The sequence below is a fragment of the Acinetobacter sp. ANC_7654 genome, assembly GCF_056779855.1.
In genome coordinates, this window is the sequence record NZ_JBWYIR010000007.1 from 21,317 (window position 1) to 41,803 (window position 20,487).

The window sequence follows — 20,487 nt, forward strand, 5'->3', positions numbered from 1 at the left end:
AAACTCCGCAAGCGCGGAGTTTTTTTATTCATCAGGGTAATCAGCCACCATTCGCAAGACTTTCAAGCGCTTCCCAGCGCTCTAATTTCTCTAAAAGTAACTCATCAATTTCAGTAAGGCGAATCGAAAGTTGAGTTGCTTTGTCACTATCTGTCACAAATAAAGAACCATCTGCTAAAAGCGCATTAATCTCGGCTTGTTCCTTTTCCAAAGCTTCCATTTCAGCAGGAAGTTGTTCTAAAGCACGTTGATCTTTATAGCTTAGTTTTACTTTTTTAACCGCTGGTGCAGGGGTTGCCGCCGCTTCAGCTTTTGCAGCTGCTTTCTTCACCGCAGATTTCTGATCGACTACAGTTTGATCAGGACGTTGCATGAGGTAGTCTTGATAACCACCCACATATTCATCGATATTGCCTTTGCCATCGAATACCCAAGTTGAGGTCACGACATTGTCCATAAAGGCACGGTCATGCGAGATCAACAATAAAGTTCCTTTGTAATCACTGAGCATCTCTTCAAGCAGCTCAAGCGTCACCATATCCAAGTCATTGGTTGGCTCATCCATCACGATGAGGTTCGATGGTTTAAGCAGTAATTTCGCTAATAAAATGCGGTTACGTTCACCACCAGAAAGGGCTTTTACAGGTGTACGAGCACGTTCAGGGGAGAACAAGAAATCTTGTAAATAGCTATAGATATGACGACGTCCGCCATTGATATCGACAAAGTCTGACCCTTCGGCCACGTTGTCTTTTACCGATTTTTCAAGATCGAGCACGTTACGAAGCTGGTCAAAATAAGCCACTTCGAGTTGTGTCCCTGTTTTGACCGTACCTGAGTGTTCTTGTTGACCCAAAATTGCTTTGATTAGCGTGGTTTTACCGACACCGTTATCGCCCACGAGACCAATACGATCTCCACGCAGAACCAGTGCATTAAAATCTTTGATAATTGGAGTGTTGTCGCCAAATTGCACACTGAGGTTTTCAATTTCGAAGACCACTTTGCCTGAACGTTGAGCATCTTGGGTAGCCATGCTCACTTTGCCTTGCTGCGAACGGCGGGCTTTAGATTCTTCACGTAATGCTTTTAAGGCACGTACACGACCTTCGTTACGGGTACGACGTGCTTTAATGCCTTGACGAATCCAAACTTCTTCTTCTGCTAGCTTTTTATCGAACAGCGCATTTTGTTTTTCTTCAGCTTCCATCTGTGCAGCTTTGAGTTCGAGGTAACGTGAATAGTTCCCTTCATAACTGCGTAAGATGCCACGATCCAGTTCCACAATACGTGTAGCAATACTGTCTACAAATGAACGGTCATGCGAAATGAAGAGTAATGTTAAATTATTTTGATCGAGTAAGAATTTTTCTAACCACTCGATACTTTCAACATCTAAATGGTTCGTTGGTTCGTCGAGTAACAAAACATCAGGTTGGGTGAGTAGTGCGCGTGCAAGAAGCACACGACGTTTACGACCACCTGAAAGATCAGCTAAATCAGCATCAGGATCAAGTCCCATTTTACTGAGGATTGAATTCACTTTAGTTTCAAGTGCCCAACCATCTAATTGATCCATTTTATGTTGCAAGTTACCCATGCGATCGCAAGCTTCCATATCGCCGAGTACACAAGCTTCGCTTGCTTCGTGATAAGCTCTAAGAACAAAAGCTGCTTCACCTGCGCCATCTGCCACAATATCTGCAACACGTCCCGAGTCCATTGGCACGTCTTGAGCCAGCATAGAAATGGTGATGCCATTTTGCAGGGAAACTTCACCAGCATCAGGCAATAAACTTCCATCAATGAGTTTAAGTAAAGTAGACTTACCCTCACCATTACGGCCAATCAAACACACTCGTTCGCCGCGTTCTAAACTAAAATTCGCGCCGTCGAGTAAGTACGGTCCACCAAATGCGAGTTGGACGTCCCTTAAGGTAATATAGGCCATAATGTTTCCTGAAATCCCCTGATGAGGACTTATAATGTCGAATCAAAAAAATCTAAATGAGCAGGCGTCATTTTCCGCACCCATAGAAGATTTGCAAGTCCGAATTGCATTTTTAGATGAATTAGTTGATCAGTTAAATATTCAAATTGCATTACAAAGCCGTGAAATCAGCGATTTAAAGAAACAAATGCAAATTTTGTATCAACGTGTTGAAGCTACTCATGCTGACGATGGTGTTGCTCCATTTGATCCAATTTTGGATAAACCGCCACATTATTAAGACGTGACATAAATACTGATTATTTATCAAGAAGTATGCGTAAATAGTTTGACCTTTGATATGAAGGTCGTTGTAATAGTCTTTTCACTTGCCGAATTCTGAATCTTATCCTATGAGCGCTAAAGTTGTCCTAATAGATCTTGAAAATAACATGCCGACTTCGACGTTATTTCGGGAGATTGTGCAACATTACACCACGACCTATCTATTTCATTCGAAAGGGAGTTTTCATTACAGTCTCACTGATTTGACTGAATTTGCGAGTTGGATTAGTAGTGGTCAAATTGTCATTTTAGAAATGCTTGAGGCAAAAGAAAAAGAATTTGAGTACGCTGTGATTGTGGGGCAAATCTTGGCATTGGTTGAGCATGGCGCAGAGATTGATGTGATTTCTGCACGAGACTGTAGCACCATGTTGGCTGACATGATGCGAGCTTCTGGCATTCAATGTAATTTGATACAGGTACAACCAGAGCAACCTGTGTCAAAACTCAAATACAACGTGCCTTCAGTTGAAACTATTCGTCAAAATCATGATTTATTTAAAGTAAAGCAGTATTGTGATGTTGTGGTTCGTATGGAAGGGAAGCCCAACACCTTAGCTAAGCTTAAAAACTCGATCGAGAATACGTTGAGAATAAATGACGAGCACAGCGCTAAATTGATTGGCATGCTGATTAATTTAAAGGTAGTTAAAAAAGAAGGTGAGCAAATTTCCTTTCGTAAAAAGGTATTAAAGCAGTGGGCTCAATTGGATATGAATGTTGATGAAGATGTAGTAGCAGACCACAAGCTTGGGCAGGTAGATGCGTTATTGGCGAAGCTACATATCGAAGCAAAAGACATTTTAGCTGAAATTGAAGAGTCACAAGACATTCAACATATTCAGAGTGATTTGTTTAAAAATTTTGAAAAAATAGATCCTGTCCAGCTGGAAGTCATCCAAAAATTGAATGCTTTAAAATCCGGAAAGCCTAAAGATATTTATGAACTGCGTGATTTATTAGAACAACTATTTCCAAAATCAGATGTGCGGTTATTGCTTAAGGAAATGATTGATAAAGGATATATTTATTGGAATGGTCATGAAGTACTTTATAGCCATGAGATGTTTTTGAACTAAAAATGCCTCGGAAAAAAGCGATGATTTTATCGCTTTTTTTTATTTCAGTTGCACTGTGCTTAGGTGAGTTATACCACATCATGCCTTATTTGGTTCAGGTCTCAATACTGGTTTCATGCCGCTATAAATCGTATTTTTAATTTTCAACTTGCCTTTTATATTCGGCTTATGCAACTCTAATATAAGAAGCAAAAGGTGAACTATGGAAAATGCTGGACTTTGGATAACGATTCTTATCGTTGTTTTTGTGCTGGGCTCGATCTTCGGATTACGTGTAAATCCAAGAGAAAAAGCTTTGGGGATCATGCGTGAGAAAGCGCGAAAAATGGGATTACACCCGCGTTTGATTGCTGCACCTTCATGGACCAATATTCCAATGGCATCAGAAAATCGTGCCAGTATGGTAGCGTATTACAGCGTTATCATTCCTGATGGTCGCCTACCTTTAATGCGCGCATTGGTTGAAAATGAAAAACTTAAGGTTGTTCACGGGAATGAGAAATTTAATGATTTCCCCATTGCATTAAAAGGGATTTATGCTATTGATATGCAGTCTAATTGCGTCGGTTTGTACTGGAAGGAAGAAGAAGATCTTCATGCTACACAACTTGATGAAATGAAAGCACTTTTACACAAATTGGCTGAAATTTAATTTTTTAATCTTATAGGAATAACGGTTCACTATGGCGAATGCTCCTAAGTCCACATCCAAAAGCGCTACAGCTCAATCGTCAGAAGCTGGAAAAAAACGTGCTTTAGTGATCGTCGAGTCGCCTGCTAAAGCGAAGACCATTAATAAATACTTAGGTTCAAACTACATTGTGAAATCATCTGTGGGTCATGTCCGTGACTTACCAACAGGTGCTTCAAAAAGTACGGAAAAGAAACCAGTAACACGTACCAAACAGACTGCTGAAGAGAAAGCTGAAAAAGCTCAACAGGCACTGATCAATCGTATGGGGGTAGACCCTGAGCACGGTTGGAAAGCACACTATGAAGTGCTTCCTGGTAAAGAAAATGTTGTTTCAGAACTGAAAAAGCTTGCTTCGCAGGTTGACGAGGTCTATCTCGCAACTGATTTGGACCGTGAAGGAGAAGCGATTGCTTGGCATTTAAAAGAAGTTATTGGTGGTGATGACTCTCGTTATAGACGTGTGGTTTTCAACGAAATTACTAAAAATGCCATTCAAGAAGCATTTAAACAGCCTGCTCGTTTAGATATTGATAAAGTCAATGCACAACAAGCACGCCGTTTCCTTGATCGTATTGTTGGCTTTATGATTTCACCACTATTGTGGGAGAAGATCGCACGTGGTTTATCTGCGGGTCGTGTACAGTCAGTTGCTGCGAAACTTGTGGTTGAGCGTGAGCGAGAAATTCGTGCTTTTATTCCTGAAGAATATTGGCAAGTTTTTGCAGATACCAAATCTAAAAAAGATGATATTCGTTTAGAAGCAGTCAAACAGTCAGGTAAGACATTAAAACTTCAAAACAAAGCACAAACAGATGCTTTATTAGATGTTTTAAAAGACGCTGAATTCAAAGTTGCTGCCCGTGAAGATAAACCGACCAAAGTTAATCCGAGCGCACCTTATATCACCTCGACCTTACAACAAGCAGCAAGTACTCGACTCGGTTTCTCTGTAAAGAAAACGATGACGATGGCACAGCGCTTGTATGAGGCAGGTTATATCACCTATATGCGTACCGACTCTACATTCTTGAGTGATGATGCGGTCAATATGGTACGTGGACATATCGAAACTGAGTATGGTGAAAAATATCTCCCTGCAAAGCCAAACCGTTTTGGAAATAAAGCAGGTGCGCAAGAAGCCCATGAAGCGATTCGTCCATCAAACGTCGCACTGAAGGGTGATCAACTTGCGGGTGTAGATCGCGATGCTCAGCGTCTATATGATCTGATTTGGCGTCAGTTTGTTGCATGTCAAATGACACCTGCTGAATATTTGTCTTCGACGATCTTGGTTGACGCGAATGGTGTAGAGCTTAAAGCTAAAGGTCGTACTTTGGTATTTGATGGCTTTACGAAAGTACGTGGCCAGAACAAGTCGGATGATGATGTTTTACTGCCTGCTGTGAAAGTGGGTGAAGTTCTACAACTTCAAAAGTTAGATCCTTCGCAACATTTCACTAAACCGCCTGCACGTTTTACAGAAGCATCATTGGTGAAAGAGCTTGAGAAAAAAGGCATTGGTCGTCCTTCAACTTACGCAGCGATTATTTCAACGATCCAAGATCGTGGCTATGTGAAATTGGATAACCGTCGTCTCTATGCAGAGAAGATGGGTGAAATCGTTACAGATCGTTTGGACGAAAGTTTTAACAACTTAATGAATTATGCATTTACTGCAGATCTAGAAGGTCAACTGGATAAAGTTGCAGATGGTGAGCGTAATTGGAAAGAGTTATTAGATAGTTTCTATGGTGATTTTAAGAAACGTCTGACTACTGCACAGGGTGAAAATGGCATGCGCCGTAATCAGCCTGTTGAAGTTGATGCTGTGCATTGTAAAGAATGTGATCGTCCGATGCAGATTCGTACCGGTACCACAGGTGTATTCTTAGGTTGTTCTGGCTATAACTTACCACCGAAAGAACGTTGTAAAGGTACACTTAACTTAACGCCAGTAGAGTCTTTGGCTGCATTATCTGATGATGAGTCTGCAGAAACCGCAGATTTAATGTCGAAAAAACGTTGCCCAATTTGCGAAACAGCAATGGATAGCTACGTTATTGATGGTGGTCGTAAACTTCATATTTGTGGGAACAATCCAGACTGCGAAGGTTTTGAGCTTGAAGAAGGTGAGTTCAAAATTAAAGGGTACGATGGTCCAACAATTCCATGTGACAAATGTGATGGTGAGATGCAGTTAAAGACAGGGCGTTTTGGTCCTTATTTTGCCTGCACAAGCTGTGAAAATACACGTAAAGTATTGAAGAATGGTCAACCAGCACCTCCTCGTGTCGACCCGATTAAAATGGAACATTTGCGCTCAACGAAACATGACGACTTTTTCGTATTACGTGATGGAGCAGCAGGCTTATTCTTAGCAGCAAGTAAATTCCCTAAAGTGCGTGAAACTCGTGCTCCTAAGGTTGCGGAATTGCGTACGGTTGCTGAACAGCTAGATCCAAAGTATCAGTTTATTCTGCAAGCGCCAGATACTGACCCTGATGGAAACCCAACTTTAGTGAAGTTTAGTCGTAAAAATCAAGCGCAATATATTGGTTCTGAAACGCCTGAAGGTAAACAAACGAAATGGTCTTTGATTTACCAAGATGGTAAATGGATTGAAGCTTAACGTTTAAATAACAGAAAATGCTGACCTAGGTCAGCATTTTTTTATGACATTAAATTTATTGTCTTACACATACTCTTGAGAGATTTTCTATTTCTGTATCAAATAGAATGAAATTCGCAATCATTTCTTTGTTATCGAGTTTTTTAATTAGTAATTTCACAGCATCAGGATCAGCTAAAGCTGATTTAAGGTTTAATTGCTCTTCAACTTGAGCATTGTCTATTTCAAATTTCAGTAATTTATTTTGATCAATTGTGAGTATATGTTCTTGTAAACTCCATTGAGCTTCAGATTGGGTATAAGCAATTGCTTTCTCGTTATCTTTAATAAAGGTCATTTGATTTTTTTCAAAATATTGACCATTTGGTTTGAACTCAGACACTATTTCGCTTTTCGCAGCATAACCCATGTAATCCATTTCTTCAGTACATTTCCATTTGGCTGAAAGTGCTGATAATTGAATATTTTCACTACTGTGTGAATTGGTTGCAGACGAGCTGGTAGCTTGATTACATACAAAAATGAATGTACACAGCACTAAAGTTTTTTTAAATATTTGATATTTTTGCATTGTTATACCGTTATTTTTTTGGGGAATTGTAAGTTTATTACAATATATATAAGGGTTCTATTTGAAAAATTGAAAATCTCAATGTAATAAATAAGTATCTGAATTAATTTAAATATGAGAATAGCAATAAAGTATGCAGCAAAGGATAGAAACTTTTATTTTGGCTCCCGACTCTTTCAAAGAAAGCATGCCTGCTGAGCAGGTATGCATGATTATGAAAAATGCCATCCATAAAGTCTTACCCGATGCACAATGTATTTTGAATCCAATGGCAGATGGTGGTGAAGGAACCATTGATGCATTGGTCATGGCAAAATCAGGATTAAAAATCGCGTGCGAAGCACAAGGCCCATTCGCTAATCAGCGTGTCATGACTCATTTTGGATTAATTGATCAGGGACAAACAGCAGTCATTGAAATGGCGAAAGCCAATGGCATTCATCTCATACCACCTCATTTAAGAAATCCTTTGTTCACTAATACTGTAGGAACAGGGCAACTGATTGCTGCAGCTCTCGAATTCGGGGTGAAAAAGATCATCATCGGATTGGGTGGGAGTGTGACCAATGATGGTGGTGCTGGTATGGCGCATGCTTTGGGCGTGAAATTTATTAATCAATATCATGAAGCATTTGAGCCAACAGGTGGAAACTTAAACCAAATCGATTCCATTGATGTGTCACAACTCGACCCAAGATTGACTAAAACAGATATTGTTATTGCTTCAGATGTAAACAATCCATTATGTGGTCCACTTGGCGCATCTTATATTTTTGGTCCGCAAAAAGGGGCAACACCTGAAATGGTGCAAGTATTGGATCATAATTTATTGCACTTTGCAGGGGTGGTAGAGCAGCAGCTTTTAGTCGATTTACGTCATCGATCTGGTGCTGGTGCAGCAGGTGGTTTGGGATTTGGTTTGATGGCATTTACAGGCGCAGATATTCGATCGGGTGCTGAATTAATCATTGAGGAAACTCAATTGGCTGAAAAAATTGCGCAAGCTGATTATGTATTTACGGGTGAAGGGAAAATTGATACTCAGACTCAATTTGGTAAAACCCCATTTGCCGTTGCTCAAGTCGCATATCGGCACAACAAGCCTGTATTTGCATTCGCTGGTAGAGTTGGTGAAGGGGTAGAACCATTGTACGAACAAGGGTTTCATCACATCTGTAGTATTAATCCTCTGGATCAAAGTTTGTCAGAATCCTTGAAAAATGCAGTTCAGAATTTAGATTTAACGGTACAAAATATCGTAAGGCAGTATATCTAATCCTCTATGTAAGTGGGCTTTGAGGTTTAAAACTGAAGCGTGTTTGTATTTTCTAAATCTAGCTCTGTTAAACTATTGTTATTGTAAAATTGATGAGTAGCGATGAGTTTAGACAGCCTGATTGATGAATTAAATCCTCAACAAAAACAAGCTGCAACCACAGAAGCCTTACATAGTTTGGTGTTGGCGGGTGCGGGCTGTGGTAAAACCAAAACGATTGTGGCACGTGCTGCTTATCTTATTGATCAAGGTGTACCCGCCAATCAAATTCAAATTTTGACGTTTACGCGTCGTGCTGCCAGTGAAATCGTGGCGCGTGTCGAATTGGCACTCGGTGAACAAGCAAAAGGATTACGAGCATCAACATTCCATACTTTTTGTATGTACTTGCTGCGTCGTATACCAAAAGCTTTCGGCTTAGCGCAATTCTCAATTATTGATCGTGATGATCAACTCATGACGTTTCGTTTGATACGTGGTAAAGATGATAAGAAGAATCCCCATCAGCTCCCGAAGCCTGCTGAATTATGTGATCTGTATTCATATGCTAGAAATACGCGTCAAAAGCTAAGTGTTGCCATAGAAAAGCAAATGCCTGAATTCTTAGCAATGAAAGACCTGATTGCAGAAATCATGAAAGAATATGAAACTCGAAAGCAGGCACGCAGCTTTCTTGATTATGACGATATTCTTGCGATCGTGGCATCAGCTTTAGCACAGTCTGAGGGTCTAGTCGATTATGTGGCCTCGATTTGCAGACATATGCTTGTGGATGAAATGCAAGACACCAATCCATTGCAATGGGCGCTATTAGAGCCTTTAAAGGATCGAGTAAGTTTGTTTTGTGTCGGGGATGATGCTCAATCGATTTATGGTTTTCGTGGAGCAGATTTCGAAAACATTCATCATTTTAAAGAGCGTGTGCCAGCAGCACAGATCTTTAAATTAGAAAAAAACTACCGATCTACTCAAGAAATTTTAGATTTATCAAATTGGTTGCTTGATCAAAGTGAGATTAAATATGACAAGCGCTTAAATGCGTATCGAGGTACAGGCATAAAGCCTAAAATTCATATTTTCCCGAATGAGTTTGATGAAGCAAAATGGATTGCCATAGATATTAAAGAGCGACATTTGCTTGAGGGAAGTCCTTGGCGCGATCATATGGTTCTGGTACGTTCAAGCTTTGCAGCTCGTCATATTGAAGCAGCTTTCATTGCAGCCAATGTCCCATATCGGTTTATTGGTGGTATGAAACTTCTTGAAACTGCGCATGTTAAGGATTTACTGAGTTTACTACGGGTCATTGCCAATCCTTCAGACGATATTGCATGGATGCGGTTTTTGACGCTTTGGGATGGGGTCGGTGATGTTGGCGCAAGCCGTTTAGCGCAACAGTTGTTACAGGACCCTCAAGATGACGTCATTGCGGAAAAACTAGAAAAATTTGGACGTATTCCTGCTGAGGCTCTACTCATTATGAAGCAGTTGAATGTGATAAAGACTGAAGTTCAAGCTTGCGTAAGCTTGGCAATTCAGGCAATAGAAATTCAGTTGAGTGAAAATTACAAAAAGGATTGGGGGCGTCGTCAAGGAGACTTTGAGTTGGTGAAACAGTTAGCTTCAAAACATACTCAGTTAAGTGAGTTTTTAGAAGCCTACGTGCTTGATCCAGTTTCAATCAGTGAAATCGAACGCCAGTCAGATACTGATGTTGTTACCTTGATCACGATACATTCTGCTAAAGGAACTGAACAAAAAGTTTGTTACGTGGCGAATGTGACACCTGGTCAGTATCCACATGCAAGAGCTCAAGGGGATTTTGATGAAGTTGAAGAAGAACGCCGTGTGCTTTATGTAGCACTTACCCGTGCACAAAATGAATTGATTTTAACCAAGCAAAATTTGGTGACGTGGGCAAGGGAACAAGTCGATGAGCAAGGACGAAAAGTTGAAAGCTATTTTCTTAATGATCTTTCAAGACATTTGTGTACAAGTGAAACACATTATAAAACCAGGCAGCAAACGGTTAAGAGTGCTTTGATTGAGCGACAGTCGATTAATTTAGATTTTGGGATTGATCTCGATTAAACTATCTAGATTGTTTCATACAAAAAGTAGAGTAGGCGCGTACTTTTTGGTTTTTTTGCCTATCTTCTTAAGGTTTTTTCATGAAAATTTTAGTTCGTAACTTAGAGCGCAGCATTACTGAAGCTGAGATTCTGGAGTTATTTCAGCAGTTTGGAACAGTAGACTCATGTACATTGGTATTAGATGCTGCAACAGGCAAATCGAAAGGATTTGCCTTTGTTGAAATGCCACATGGTCGTGAAGCTGTGAAAGCAATTAAGGGGCTGAACACCCGTAAAGTTAAAGGTGCAGGTATTCGAGTAAAAGCTGCAGACGAAAAGCCAGAAGCATAACTTGATGTCTAAATAAAGTAGGAGCAGTTATTGCTCCTTTTTATTTGATATTTTATTTAATTTAACTAATAAATATGAATCTTTTTTAGCTTTTTTGACCGACTTTTGTACTTTGAAGAATTGACATATTTTTGAAATGTATTTCTGTTATATATTAATATTTTTATTAAAAATATACACTTAAAATCACATTTATATACAAATTATTGTGAAGTATATCTTAATAATAGATTGAATAAGTTTGAGTGAAGTGTGTAGTATAAAAGCTCCATTATAAAACCCCAAAAGGTTATAAAAATGTCTATTCAAGAATTAAATCATTTAGAAACAGAAATCGTATCAGGTGCAGGTACGTTAATCGGTGACACGCTTCAAAACGCATCAAACTTATTTTCGAGCACATTGAATGTTCAAGCTCCAATTTGGAAGCCACTGAGCCTAATTCCTGGTGTTGGTACAGTTCATCAAGCAATTGATGTTGGCTTCCTTGCGATTTCAGAAGGTCTTTACAAGGCTGGAACACTGTTAGGTGGTGATCAAGATCAGGTCAAATTTCATTATGACAATGAAAAAGGCGATGGGACTTATAATCCATTAGGAATTTTTAAGGGTATTGTTCGCTAATATAACCTTAGATTCATTCGAAAGGGTCAGCCATGTATTTGGCTGGCTTTTTTTTTAAGCAGTATGCATTAATCATCAAGCTTTCAATCAATCTTGTTGATCTAAAATTAATCTTTATTTTTTTCTTAAAAGCATTGCGTGATATGGCGCCAACATTTAAGTTGTATGACATAAATGTTGCTAGGAAGTTTTCATGTCTCGTGTTGCTCGTTTTCATGCAGATCGCACTAATCAAAAACTCTATTTTGCCCGTCTATCATGTCAGCAAGCAGAACAGACAGATCATATTCAACAAGCTCAAGCCCATCGTGAAGCGGCAGTCTTTCATTTGCATGGAGCGGTTTTGGCATTTTTGCAAGAGTTGGTTCGTTATTACCGTTTAAATGATTTTTCACCTACATTAAAATCTATTGAAGAGCATATGGCCGCTAAAGGGCAAGTTTCTCCAGAAATCACCGTTTTACAGCATCTTGCAAAGGATGGTTTTATTGCAGAACTAAAGCGCGCTTATCGTATGTGCCAGTATGCACCTGAACCAAGTGCACCAGAACCTGAGGATGAGACTTCTTCAAATCTTATTATTAAAGTCACGCAGACACCTCAAGCGTGGTTGCCAGACACTCAAATTCTTCGAGAGTGGCATCGTGACTTAACCCATCTTATTGACGGTTTTCGTAACGAAATGGTTGAGTTTTAATTGTAATCATGACAGTTTTAAACGATTAGACTTGAAATATAAATTTTAGAACTTATATAAAATAGTCTAAGCTATGCAAAGTGCATTCAGCATTTTGCCACCATGTGAATCATGGAGGGTATATGTCTATAGAGCAATTGAAAGAATTATTCGGAACACAAGAAGCAATTTTAGAATTGGTGCAACTTGAGAATGGCGAGTTAGCGCTTCGTCACGCTGCATCCGAGGATGAGCCACTTGTGAAAATTCAATTTAATGATGAAGTGAAAGCTTTATTAGGTGATCATATGCCTTTGATTGCCCAACACATGATTCAGGCTGCGTTATTTGCACTTCTCGAAAAACAATCGAATGAATGGCATGCGGAAGTCGTAGATGAAAAACCACAGTTTTATAGCTAAGAAAAAACCGCGCAAATAGCGCGGTTTTTATTTTACTTAGTGAGATGGTGCATGATGATGTGCGATTTCAATTTGATTTAGAATATGATTGCTCATGTTCTTCGCCATTTCTTCCTTCGCGTAATACACTTCACCAATTTCATCTGCACGTATTGCTTCAGCTTCTTCTTTACTTTCTGCACAGATCAAAACTTGAATCTGTGGATTCAGAAGTTTGGCAGTATCTACAATCTTATGAATATCTAAAATATCCATCGGCGAGATAATTAAAAGCCTCGCATGTTGTATATGCGCTTGAATTAATACGCCCGGTTCTGTTGCTGAACCTGATACTGCAGCAATATCTTTTGCACGTAGTTTTTCAACAATTTCTCGATTTTCTTCAGCAATCACCACTTTGATGTTATTTTCCATCAGTGTTTTTGTTAAGCGACGTCCAACTTCTCCATGACCGACCATGACCACTTGATCGCGCAGGTAGTCCTGTGAGACCTCGTCAGGTAGCATCGCCAATGGATCACCACTACGCTCAAGCAAACGAGCCAAATGCGAGCGCTCACGAATCCATTTCTGTACGGGTTCAATGGCTGAAAATAAAACAGAATTGAGCGAAATAGAAAATAATGCCCCGGCTAAAATCAAGTTTTGAGCTTCAGGGGTTAATAATCCTATAGATAGACCGAGTGTTGCCAATATAAATGAGAACTCACCGATTTGAGCGAGTGAGGCACCTACTGTAAGTGCGGTATTTAATGGATAGCGGAAGAACAAAACCAGCGCCATTGCTGCTAATGTTTTTCCGATCATGATAATGCTAATCACAGCCAGAATATGAAGTGGTTCTTCAACGATAATTGTTGGGTCAAACAACATTCCGACAGAGACGAAGAATAGGATGGAGAATATCTCACGCAGTGGTAACGTTTCTTCTTCAGCACGATGACTGAAGTCAGACTCTTTAACCACCATCCCAGCAAAGAATGCACCTAATGCCATTGAAACGCCAAAAATCGCATATGAACCATAGGCAATGGATACGGCTGCTGCAACCACAGTCAGTGTAAATAGCTCGCGAGAACCCAAGCGTACGACAAACTGAATAATTTTAGGGATGAGGCGCTTACCAATAATCAGCATAAAGGCAATAAAGCCCGCAACTTTAAGTAAGGTTATTCCTAAAGTCACAAAGACATTTTGATCTGGATCAGCGCCTTCCAGTGCTGTTCCGCCAAGGAGTACAGCTGTAGCGGGTAATAAAACTAAAGCGAGCACCATGACTAGGTCTTCGACGAGTAGCCATCCCACAGCAATTTTTCCATTGACTGAATCCAGTAAGCCTCGGTCACCTAAAGCTTTTAGGAGTACCACAGTACTCGCACAAGATAAGCTTAAGCCAAACACCAATGCTGACCCAAAACTCCATCCCCATAGCATGGAGACGCCAATCCCGAGGATGGTAGCCACTGTGATTTGTAAAATTGCACCAGGGACAGCAATACGCCGAACTTGCATTAAATCTTTCAGTGAAAAGTGCATCCCGACACCGAACATCAAAAACATGACACCCAGTTCTGCGAGTTGATTGGCTAGTGTGATATCGGCGACGATACCGGGGGTTTTGGGGCTAATAATAATGCCGGCAATGAGATAGCCAACAAGAGGGGGTAGACGTAAACGTGCGGCGATAAAGCCAAAAATAAGGGCTAAGCCAAAACCAACCGCAAGCAATATAATTAAATCTACATCATGTGGCACTAATCACCCCTTAAATATTTATAAATTATGAATTGGCTTTTGAGCTGTATAAGCATAAAAAATGCCAAACTGAGATTAAATTTTAACAACCTGAAGAAAAAAAAGGCAAAAAAAACGACCCAATGGGTCGTATTTTTTTAAAGAACTAAAATTATTTGATTTTAGCTTCTTTGAAGATTACGTGTTGACGGATTTTTGGATCAAATTTTTTGATTTCCATTTTTTCCGGCATAGTACGTTTGTTCTTAGTAGTGGTATAGAAATAACCTGTACCAGCAGAAGAAACTAGGCGAATCTTATCACGCATTTTCGTTGCTCCTTAGATCTTTTGACCTTGAGCACGTAGGTCAGCAACAACCTTTTCGATGCCCAATTTGTCGATAATACGCATACCTTTAGTAGTTAGACGAAGACGTACGAAACGTTTTTCGCTTTCTAACCAAAAACGGTGGTGGTGCAGGTTCGGCTCGAACCGGCGCTTAGTTTTGTTGTTGGCGTGTGAGACGTTGTTACCAACGACTGGACGCTTGCCGGTAACTTGGCAAACCTTAGACATGGTGTAACTCCATTGATTTAGCCAACAGCAAACCTGTATGGCCAGTCAAAATAAAACGGATTGAATTCATTCAAGGGGCGTTTTATATCAAAAATACGCTTAAAAGACAAGCGAAATTGATAAAAACAGGGCATGACCTGTTGTGATAGATCATGCCTTGATCATTTAACGAAGAAAGGCTTTACGGATAAGACTAGGGATCGGTCTATTAAACGGAGGCAGTACGTATTTCAAGCTGAATAGCTTTGGAATAGACATGACTGAGCGTTCATTTGATAAACTGAAGAAGCCTTCGGGACCATGGTATCTGCCCATACCAGATGCACCAACGCCACCGAAAGGTAGATCATCTTGTGCAACATGAGTAACAACAGCGTTTTGACCAAAGTGTCCAGAGTGAGTACGTTGCGAAACGTATTCTGCTCGAGCATCGTTAAAGTCGAAATAGTATAATGCAAGTGGACGTGGTCGGTCATTAATAAACTCGATAACTTCGTCTATTTGATCATATTCTAAGATTGGTAAAATTGGACCAAAGATTTCGTTCTTCATAATTTCCATATCAGGGCTGATATTGGTCAGAAGGGTTGGCGCTATTTTACGTACAGAAGCAAGCTCTTCTTTTAATGGGTTAATTTCAGTGACTTGAGCACCATTTTGAATCGCATCTTCTAAGTAACCTTGTAAGCGTTTATTTTGCTTATCGCTCACTATAGAGGTGTAATCTTGGTTGTCACGTAATGTTGGATACATCGTTTTCGCAACGGTTTCAAACTGGTGAATAAACTCTGAAGTTTTACCACGTGGTAGGAAAATATAATCTGGTGCGACACAAGTTTGACCCGCATTCCACAATTTACCGAATGCAACACGCTCCGCGACATCCTTTAAGTCAATTGAAGGGTGCACGATAACTGGTGATTTACCACCAAGTTCTAGAATAACTGGAACTAAGTTTTCAGATGCTGCTTTCATCACAGTCTTACCAACATTGGTAGAGCCTGTGAAGACTAATTTATCAAATGCAAGATGACTGAATGTGTCAGAGATTACGCCACCACCTGTAACAACGGCAACTAACTCTTGTGGGAACGCTTCAGATAAAGCATTTTGTAATACATAGCCAAAGTTACGAGAGGTGCTTGAAACTTTAATCATGGCATGGTTGCCCGCTGCCAATGCACATACTAATGGGCTAATCGCCAATAATAAAGGGTAGTTCCAAGGGGAAATGATACCGACAACACCTAAAGGTTGATACTGAACCCAACCTTTTGCAGGTTGATGTAAAATACCGATATGGCGTTTAGAAGGCTTCATCCACTCTGTTAAATGTTTGCTGTAATATTTGATTTGTTCGAGTGAAGTGAGTAGTTCACCAATTTTCGTTTCAGAAACCGAACGATTACCATAATCTTGGCTAATTGCTTCTGCAATTTGGTCCTGATATTTAATCAAAACTGCTTTAAGACGAGCCAAACGTTCAATACGCTGTTTTGCTGTCGGGTTCGGATAACGTCGATAGGCTGCTTTCTGAAGCGCTAGAAGATCATGTAAATGCTGAACTTCCGATGCTTCAGTCGTCATTAAATTTGTTTTTGTTTGACTGTTCATGACCAGTACCACTAATGTAAGGGTTGATGTGATTTTTATTTTTAGAGTAAATACTCTAAAAGTCAAGTCACTTTTATGTTAGCTTGGGCTAAACGTCATTATTCTTGTTATAGATGGTATTAGGATGTCGCATTCCAAAACGTTAAAAACCAAAGACCGAATCTTGCAAATTAGTTTGCAACTCTTTAACGAACGTGGAGAGCGATCTGTCACAACTAACCATATCGCAGCAGAGTTAGGTATTAGCCCTGGTAATCTCTATTATCACTTTCGTAACAAGCAAGAGATCATTAAAGAGTTGATGGAGCAATATCAGCATGCAACTTTAGAGCTGCTAGCATTGCCAGAAGACCGTGATGTAAATGCCAATGATAAAATCCGATACTTTCAAGTACTCAGTAGTCAGTTATGGGCCTATCGTTTTCTGCATCGTGATGTATATCATTTAACCGAAAATAATGATGACTTTAGAAAAATTTACCCGCGTTTCGCAGGTAAAGTGATGCAACAAGGTCAAAAGATTTACCGAGCCTTCGTCAATGCAGGTCTCATGCAAATGACAGAGTCTGAAATTGAAGCGTTGATCATTAACCTATGGATCGTCCTAACCAATTGGACGAACTTTCTCTATATGTCTGGTCATTTAAAAGATTCCAACCATCTAGATGAAAAGTGGGTTTGGCAGGCACTGCGTCAAATGGTGTTTCTTGAAGGTCCTTATTTACGTGGTGAAAGTCGTCAGACTTATGAGCGCTTGCTTGAAACGCTGGGAACATCTGAATTATTTGCTAGTCTTTCTGCTGATCGAGAAGATTGATTTCAGCAAAGATAATTTGAAAGCATTAAAAAAAGAGTTAGAATACGCGGCTGTTTTTCAATTTAACTGTTAAGTGATATAAATCATCATGAATATGACAACTGCTAACACAGCACGTTTACTGATTACTTGCGAAGATAAACCAGGAATCGTGCAGGCTGTATCGAGCTTTTTGTATCATCAAGGGGCAAACATCACTGCGCTTGATCAATATGCAACAGAAGCTCAGGGCGGGCGTTATTTCATGCGTGTTGAGTTTGAACTCGACAATTTGCAAAGCCGTAAGGAAAATATTCTACAAACTTTCGCCACAAACGTAGCTGAACGTTACAACATGCATTGGCGTCTAGCTTTAGTGTCAGATGTAAAGAAAGTAGGTATTTTGGTATCGAAAGTCGATCATGCCTTGCTTGAACTTTTATGGCGTCATGCACGTGGTGGATTACCTTGTGAAATCACTAAGGTTGTGTCGAATCATGAAGATCTACGTGAGTCTGTGGAAAATTTCGGTATTCCTTTTGAAGTTGTGCCTGTCAATAAAGAGAACAAGCGCGAAGCATATGCAAAAATTGATGAGTTAATGCAAGGTAATGATTTGCTTGTACTCGCACGTTATATGCAGATTCTTGATGAAGAGTTCGTCTCTAAGTGGGAAATGAAAGTGATCAACATTCATCATTCTTTCCTTCCAGCTTTTGTGGGTGCTAACCCTTATAAGCAAGCGTATGAAAAAGGCGTAAAACTGATTGGTGCAACAGCGCATTATGTGACAGCTGATTTGGATCAAGGCCCGATTATTGAACAAGATGTTGAACGTGTCAGCCATGATTTTACAGTTGATCAATTACGTGAATTAGGTCAAGACGTTGAGCGTAATGTCTTGGCGCGTGCTGTTAAGTGGCATTTAGAAGACCGTATCATTGTTGATGGTAATAAAACTGTGGTATTCCAGTGATTTTTAATTAAATATCACTGATTTATTAAGGCATGCGTGAGCATGCCTTTTTTATTGATGATCAAAAAAACTCATCAAAACTGCAGAATTAATAGTTGCAAATGAAAACACTTCTCATTTATTATTGGCGTACTTTAATTGTACTAACCGATAAGTTTGATTGAAATCTTCCTTCTGAAGACAGCGTCAATGTATATCAGGTCATAAACTTTAATGAGCCCATCTTCCATTCCTATGATGCAAAATCCAATCTCAATGAAAAAGAAAGTGCTTACTTCGCTCATTGCAGTGGTGATCGGGCATATTGGTGTTTTATTTGCCGTGAGTCAGATGAAAACACCTGAATTAAAACCTATTGATAAAGACCCAATTAAGGTTCGTTTTGTTCAGATTAAAGAGGATGCGCCACCGCCGCCACCTCCTGTTGAACCTGTGAAACCTCAAGTTCAACCAAAACCAGAACCTAAAGTCGTTGAACCACCTCCTGTGGTTAAACCCAAAGTCATTGCTGAAAAGCCTAAACCTGTCGAACAAAAAGCAATTGTTCAAGAAGATAAATTAGAAAAGCAAAAGCAGGAACAACAGCGTTTAGAGCAAGAACGTAAAAATCGTGAGTTACTTGAACAGCAGCGACGTGAGCAAGCATTGCGTGACCAACAGCTACGTGAGCAACAAGAACGTGAGCGCTTGGAAAATGAAAGACGCGAACAAGAACGTCGTGAGCAGCAAGCTCGTAATACACCAAAGAATTTAAGTATTGGGCAAATATCATGGTCTCGTACACCGAAGCCATCATATACCAACCGAGATTTACAAGGTTCTGATCGTACTGTTGTAGTATCGATTGAAGCGGACACTAACGGTAATGTAGTGAATGCCAGAATCACAAAATCAAGTGGAATTGATTCGCTTGATCAAAAGATTTTACGCTCAGTGCGTAATGCAAAATTCAGACCTTATAAGGAAAATGGTGTGGCTTATCCGTTTAGAGCGGAACAACCATTTGAACTTAAGTTGAATTCTAACGGCTAACTTTTATTAGGAGTTCGAGTATGAACTTTTCAGTTTATTGGCAACATGCTGATGCAGTCAGTAAGACGCTTTATTTCGTTTTACTCGCAATGTCTATTGCGACATGGACGATTGTCGTTTTACGTGTGATGGGAACACGTCAACTGAAAGAAGTTGCTTATGCTCAACTCTCTAAAGCACTAGCAGGATTGAAAGCAAAACTCGCTCCTTTGGGATTTGAACAACGTAAAGCTGTTGCGGAGCAAGCTTTATTGCGTCAGATTGCTTTGGAAAAAGCATCTGCTGAAAAAGGTGTTGCTGTACTCGGAACAATTGCCTCACTTGCACCATTTGTAGGGCTATTTGGTACAGTATGGGGAATCTTCCATGCATTGGTTGCAGTAGGTAAAAGCGGTCAAGCAGGACTTGCACAAGTGGCAACCCCTGTGGGTGAAGCCCTGATTATGACGGGTATTGGTCTAGCAGTAGCTATTCCAGCAGTGATCGCATACAACATTTGTATTCGCTTTAATCGTACATTAAGTAATGAACTACAAGATCATGCTCACAGTCTTTTAATCGACACGATGCTGCAACAAGATTCTTCTGCGCAAAAAGTTGAAGTGAAAGCGACTCAAGAAAGTTACGTTGGAGGTCAAGCTTAATGGCTTTTCAATTGGGTGAAGACAACGATACAGGCATGACGGAGATGAACCTCATCCCGTTAATTGACATTATGTTGGTTTTGATGATCATCTTCTTGGTGACAGCGACCGTTGCTAACCCATCAATTCCATTAACTTTACCAAAAACGACAGCGGATATCATTGATCCGCCACCTGAATCGATTCAAGTAAGCATTAACTCACAGGGTGAGATTGCATGGGATTCAGAAATTATCAGCTTAGATGAATTGCAAAAAAGATTTAACGATGCCGGTGGTTCAGCACAACAACCGACAATTATTCTTAAAGCAGATAAAGAATCACGTTATGATACTGTTGCTCAAGTGATGTCACGTGCAAGCGAAGCCGGGCTTGCTGACATTGCCTTTGCCACAGATAATTAACTGATTAACATGAGAAAAGCGACCATAAGGTCGCTTTTTTT

General features: G+C 40.0%; 21 protein-coding genes. 15 read left to right on the forward strand and 6 right to left on the reverse strand.

Annotation, left to right across the window (positions count from 1 at the left end):
- Positions 1-40: 40 nt before the first annotated feature.
- Entirely contained in the window at positions 41-1,951 is a 1,911-nt protein-coding gene (locus AC1M86_RS08915; RefSeq protein ID WP_481607789.1) for an ATP-binding cassette domain-containing protein, read from the reverse strand.
- A gap of 34 nt (positions 1,952-1,985) precedes the next feature.
- Here AC1M86_RS08915 and AC1M86_RS08920 point away from each other — a divergent pair, with 34 nt between their 5' ends.
- The 4 genes from AC1M86_RS08920 (at position 1,986) to topA (ending at position 6,677) form a co-directional block, all read left to right on the forward strand.
- Positions 1,986-2,231 (forward strand): SlyX family protein, encoded by a 246-nt coding sequence (locus AC1M86_RS08920; protein WP_035266784.1) that lies wholly within the window; start codon positions 1,986-1,988, stop codon positions 2,229-2,231.
- Between the two features lie 112 nt (positions 2,232-2,343).
- Positions 2,344-3,354, forward strand: a complete 1,011-nt coding sequence (locus AC1M86_RS08925) for a hypothetical protein (protein ID WP_035266782.1) — start codon at positions 2,344-2,346, stop codon at positions 3,352-3,354.
- Between the two features lie 202 nt (positions 3,355-3,556).
- Positions 3,557-4,006 carry a hypothetical protein gene (locus AC1M86_RS08930; RefSeq protein ID WP_035266779.1) on the forward strand — a complete coding sequence of 150 codons (450 nt, stop codon included), beginning with the start codon at positions 3,557-3,559 and terminating at the stop codon, positions 4,004-4,006.
- Positions 4,007-4,037: 31 nt separating this feature from the next.
- Complete coding sequence (topA, locus tag AC1M86_RS08935; RefSeq protein ID WP_035266776.1) at positions 4,038-6,677, forward strand: type I DNA topoisomerase; 2,640 nt, start codon at positions 4,038-4,040, stop codon at positions 6,675-6,677.
- Between the two features lie 55 nt (positions 6,678-6,732).
- Here the strand turns inward: topA and AC1M86_RS08940 are convergent, their stop codons facing one another.
- On the reverse strand, positions 6,733-7,248 hold the full coding sequence (locus AC1M86_RS08940; protein WP_481588666.1) for a hypothetical protein: 516 nt from the start codon (positions 7,246-7,248) through the stop codon (positions 6,733-6,735).
- Positions 7,249-7,381: 133 nt separating this feature from the next.
- On the opposite strand from AC1M86_RS08940, the gene AC1M86_RS08945 reads away from it, so the two are divergent.
- The 6 genes from AC1M86_RS08945 (at position 7,382) to AC1M86_RS08970 (ending at position 12,669) form a co-directional block, all read left to right on the forward strand.
- A complete protein-coding gene (locus AC1M86_RS08945; protein WP_481607790.1) occupies positions 7,382-8,524 on the forward strand; it encodes a glycerate kinase family protein in 1,143 nt (380 codons plus the stop codon).
- A 102-nt stretch (positions 8,525-8,626) separates the two neighbouring features.
- The gene (locus AC1M86_RS08950) at positions 8,627-10,615 is read left to right on the forward strand and encodes an ATP-dependent helicase (RefSeq protein ID WP_481607791.1); all 1,989 of its coding nucleotides are present in this window, start codon (positions 8,627-8,629) and stop codon (positions 10,613-10,615) included.
- Positions 10,616-10,695: 80 nt separating this feature from the next.
- Positions 10,696-10,947, forward strand: coding sequence for an RNA recognition motif domain-containing protein (locus AC1M86_RS08955; RefSeq protein ID WP_035266766.1), 252 nt, complete (start codon positions 10,696-10,698; stop codon positions 10,945-10,947).
- Between the two features lie 297 nt (positions 10,948-11,244).
- Positions 11,245-11,571 carry a hypothetical protein gene (locus AC1M86_RS08960; RefSeq protein WP_035266764.1) on the forward strand — a complete coding sequence of 109 codons (327 nt, stop codon included), beginning with the start codon at positions 11,245-11,247 and terminating at the stop codon, positions 11,569-11,571.
- A gap of 193 nt (positions 11,572-11,764) precedes the next feature.
- Positions 11,765-12,268, forward strand: coding sequence for a DUF6586 family protein (locus AC1M86_RS08965; RefSeq protein ID WP_035266761.1), 504 nt, complete (start codon positions 11,765-11,767; stop codon positions 12,266-12,268).
- A 122-nt stretch (positions 12,269-12,390) separates the two neighbouring features.
- Positions 12,391-12,669 (forward strand): hypothetical protein, encoded by a 279-nt coding sequence (locus tag AC1M86_RS08970; RefSeq protein ID WP_035266758.1) that lies wholly within the window; start codon positions 12,391-12,393, stop codon positions 12,667-12,669.
- A 36-nt stretch (positions 12,670-12,705) separates the two neighbouring features.
- Here AC1M86_RS08970 and AC1M86_RS08975 read toward each other — a convergent pair whose 3' ends face one another.
- From AC1M86_RS08975 to AC1M86_RS08990, 4 genes are all read right to left on the reverse strand, one after another.
- Positions 12,706-14,424 (reverse strand): cation:proton antiporter, encoded by a 1,719-nt coding sequence (locus AC1M86_RS08975; RefSeq protein WP_035266756.1) that lies wholly within the window; start codon positions 14,422-14,424, stop codon positions 12,706-12,708.
- A gap of 151 nt (positions 14,425-14,575) precedes the next feature.
- Entirely contained in the window at positions 14,576-14,731 is a 156-nt protein-coding gene (gene rpmG / locus AC1M86_RS08980) for a 50S ribosomal protein L33 (RefSeq protein WP_001205031.1), read from the reverse strand.
- A gap of 12 nt (positions 14,732-14,743) precedes the next feature.
- Positions 14,744-14,980 carry a 50S ribosomal protein L28 gene (gene rpmB / locus AC1M86_RS08985; RefSeq protein ID WP_000048256.1) on the reverse strand — a complete coding sequence of 79 codons (237 nt, stop codon included), beginning with the start codon at positions 14,978-14,980 and terminating at the stop codon, positions 14,744-14,746.
- A gap of 165 nt (positions 14,981-15,145) precedes the next feature.
- Positions 15,146-16,594 (reverse strand): coniferyl aldehyde dehydrogenase, encoded by a 1,449-nt coding sequence (locus tag AC1M86_RS08990; protein WP_035266754.1) that lies wholly within the window; start codon positions 16,592-16,594, stop codon positions 15,146-15,148.
- 124 nt (positions 16,595-16,718) lie between these two features.
- On the opposite strand from AC1M86_RS08990, the gene AC1M86_RS08995 reads away from it, so the two are divergent.
- The 5 genes from AC1M86_RS08995 to AC1M86_RS09015 all read left to right on the forward strand — a co-directional run bounded on the left by AC1M86_RS08995 (position 16,719) and on the right by AC1M86_RS09015 (position 20,446).
- Positions 16,719-17,411 (forward strand): TetR/AcrR family transcriptional regulator, encoded by a 693-nt coding sequence (locus AC1M86_RS08995; RefSeq protein WP_035266753.1) that lies wholly within the window; start codon positions 16,719-16,721, stop codon positions 17,409-17,411.
- Positions 17,412-17,499: 88 nt separating this feature from the next.
- Positions 17,500-18,366 carry a formyltetrahydrofolate deformylase gene (purU, locus tag AC1M86_RS09000; protein WP_092766746.1) on the forward strand — a complete coding sequence of 289 codons (867 nt, stop codon included), beginning with the start codon at positions 17,500-17,502 and terminating at the stop codon, positions 18,364-18,366.
- 213 nt (positions 18,367-18,579) lie between these two features.
- Entirely contained in the window at positions 18,580-19,398 is an 819-nt protein-coding gene (locus AC1M86_RS09005; RefSeq protein WP_035266750.1) for an energy transducer TonB, read from the forward strand.
- 20 nt (positions 19,399-19,418) lie between these two features.
- Positions 19,419-20,042, forward strand: a complete 624-nt coding sequence (locus tag AC1M86_RS09010) for a MotA/TolQ/ExbB proton channel family protein (protein WP_180028347.1) — start codon at positions 19,419-19,421, stop codon at positions 20,040-20,042.
- Positions 20,042-20,446: an ExbD/TolR family protein gene (locus AC1M86_RS09015; protein ID WP_035266746.1), complete on the forward strand. Its 405-nt coding sequence runs from the start codon at positions 20,042-20,044 to the stop codon at positions 20,444-20,446. The genes AC1M86_RS09010 and AC1M86_RS09015 overlap by 1 nt, the downstream gene beginning before the upstream one ends.
- The last annotated feature ends 41 nt before the right edge of the window (positions 20,447-20,487 follow it).

Excerpts from the sequence above, each read along its gene's own strand:
- AC1M86_RS08915 (WP_481607789.1), bottom strand. The coding sequence starts at position 1,951 with ATGGCCTATATTACCTTAAGGGACGTCCAACTCGCATTTGGTGGACCG.
- AC1M86_RS08920 (WP_035266784.1), top strand. The coding sequence starts at position 1,986 with ATGTCGAATCAAAAAAATCTAAATGAGCAGGCGTCATTTTCCGCACCC.
- AC1M86_RS08925 (WP_035266782.1), top strand. The coding sequence starts at position 2,344 with ATGAGCGCTAAAGTTGTCCTAATAGATCTTGAAAATAACATGCCGACT.
- AC1M86_RS08930 (WP_035266779.1), top strand. The coding sequence starts at position 3,557 with ATGGAAAATGCTGGACTTTGGATAACGATTCTTATCGTTGTTTTTGTG.
- topA (WP_035266776.1), top strand. The coding sequence starts at position 4,038 with ATGGCGAATGCTCCTAAGTCCACATCCAAAAGCGCTACAGCTCAATCG.
- AC1M86_RS08940 (WP_481588666.1), bottom strand. The coding sequence starts at position 7,248 with ATGCAAAAATATCAAATATTTAAAAAAACTTTAGTGCTGTGTACATTC.
- AC1M86_RS08945 (WP_481607790.1), top strand. The coding sequence starts at position 7,382 with ATGCAGCAAAGGATAGAAACTTTTATTTTGGCTCCCGACTCTTTCAAA.
- AC1M86_RS08950 (WP_481607791.1), top strand. The coding sequence starts at position 8,627 with ATGAGTTTAGACAGCCTGATTGATGAATTAAATCCTCAACAAAAACAA.
- AC1M86_RS08955 (WP_035266766.1), top strand. The coding sequence starts at position 10,696 with ATGAAAATTTTAGTTCGTAACTTAGAGCGCAGCATTACTGAAGCTGAG.
- AC1M86_RS08960 (WP_035266764.1), top strand. The coding sequence starts at position 11,245 with ATGTCTATTCAAGAATTAAATCATTTAGAAACAGAAATCGTATCAGGT.
- AC1M86_RS08965 (WP_035266761.1), top strand. The coding sequence starts at position 11,765 with ATGTCTCGTGTTGCTCGTTTTCATGCAGATCGCACTAATCAAAAACTC.
- AC1M86_RS08970 (WP_035266758.1), top strand. The coding sequence starts at position 12,391 with ATGTCTATAGAGCAATTGAAAGAATTATTCGGAACACAAGAAGCAATT.
- rpmG (WP_001205031.1), bottom strand. The coding sequence starts at position 14,731 with ATGCGTGATAAGATTCGCCTAGTTTCTTCTGCTGGTACAGGTTATTTC.
- rpmB (WP_000048256.1), bottom strand. The coding sequence starts at position 14,980 with ATGTCTAAGGTTTGCCAAGTTACCGGCAAGCGTCCAGTCGTTGGTAAC.
- AC1M86_RS08990 (WP_035266754.1), bottom strand. The coding sequence starts at position 16,594 with ATGAACAGTCAAACAAAAACAAATTTAATGACGACTGAAGCATCGGAA.
- AC1M86_RS08995 (WP_035266753.1), top strand. The coding sequence starts at position 16,719 with ATGTCGCATTCCAAAACGTTAAAAACCAAAGACCGAATCTTGCAAATT.
- purU (WP_092766746.1), top strand. The coding sequence starts at position 17,500 with ATGAATATGACAACTGCTAACACAGCACGTTTACTGATTACTTGCGAA.
- AC1M86_RS09005 (WP_035266750.1), top strand. The coding sequence starts at position 18,580 with ATGAGCCCATCTTCCATTCCTATGATGCAAAATCCAATCTCAATGAAA.
- AC1M86_RS09010 (WP_180028347.1), top strand. The coding sequence starts at position 19,419 with ATGAACTTTTCAGTTTATTGGCAACATGCTGATGCAGTCAGTAAGACG.
- AC1M86_RS09015 (WP_035266746.1), top strand. The coding sequence starts at position 20,042 with ATGGCTTTTCAATTGGGTGAAGACAACGATACAGGCATGACGGAGATG.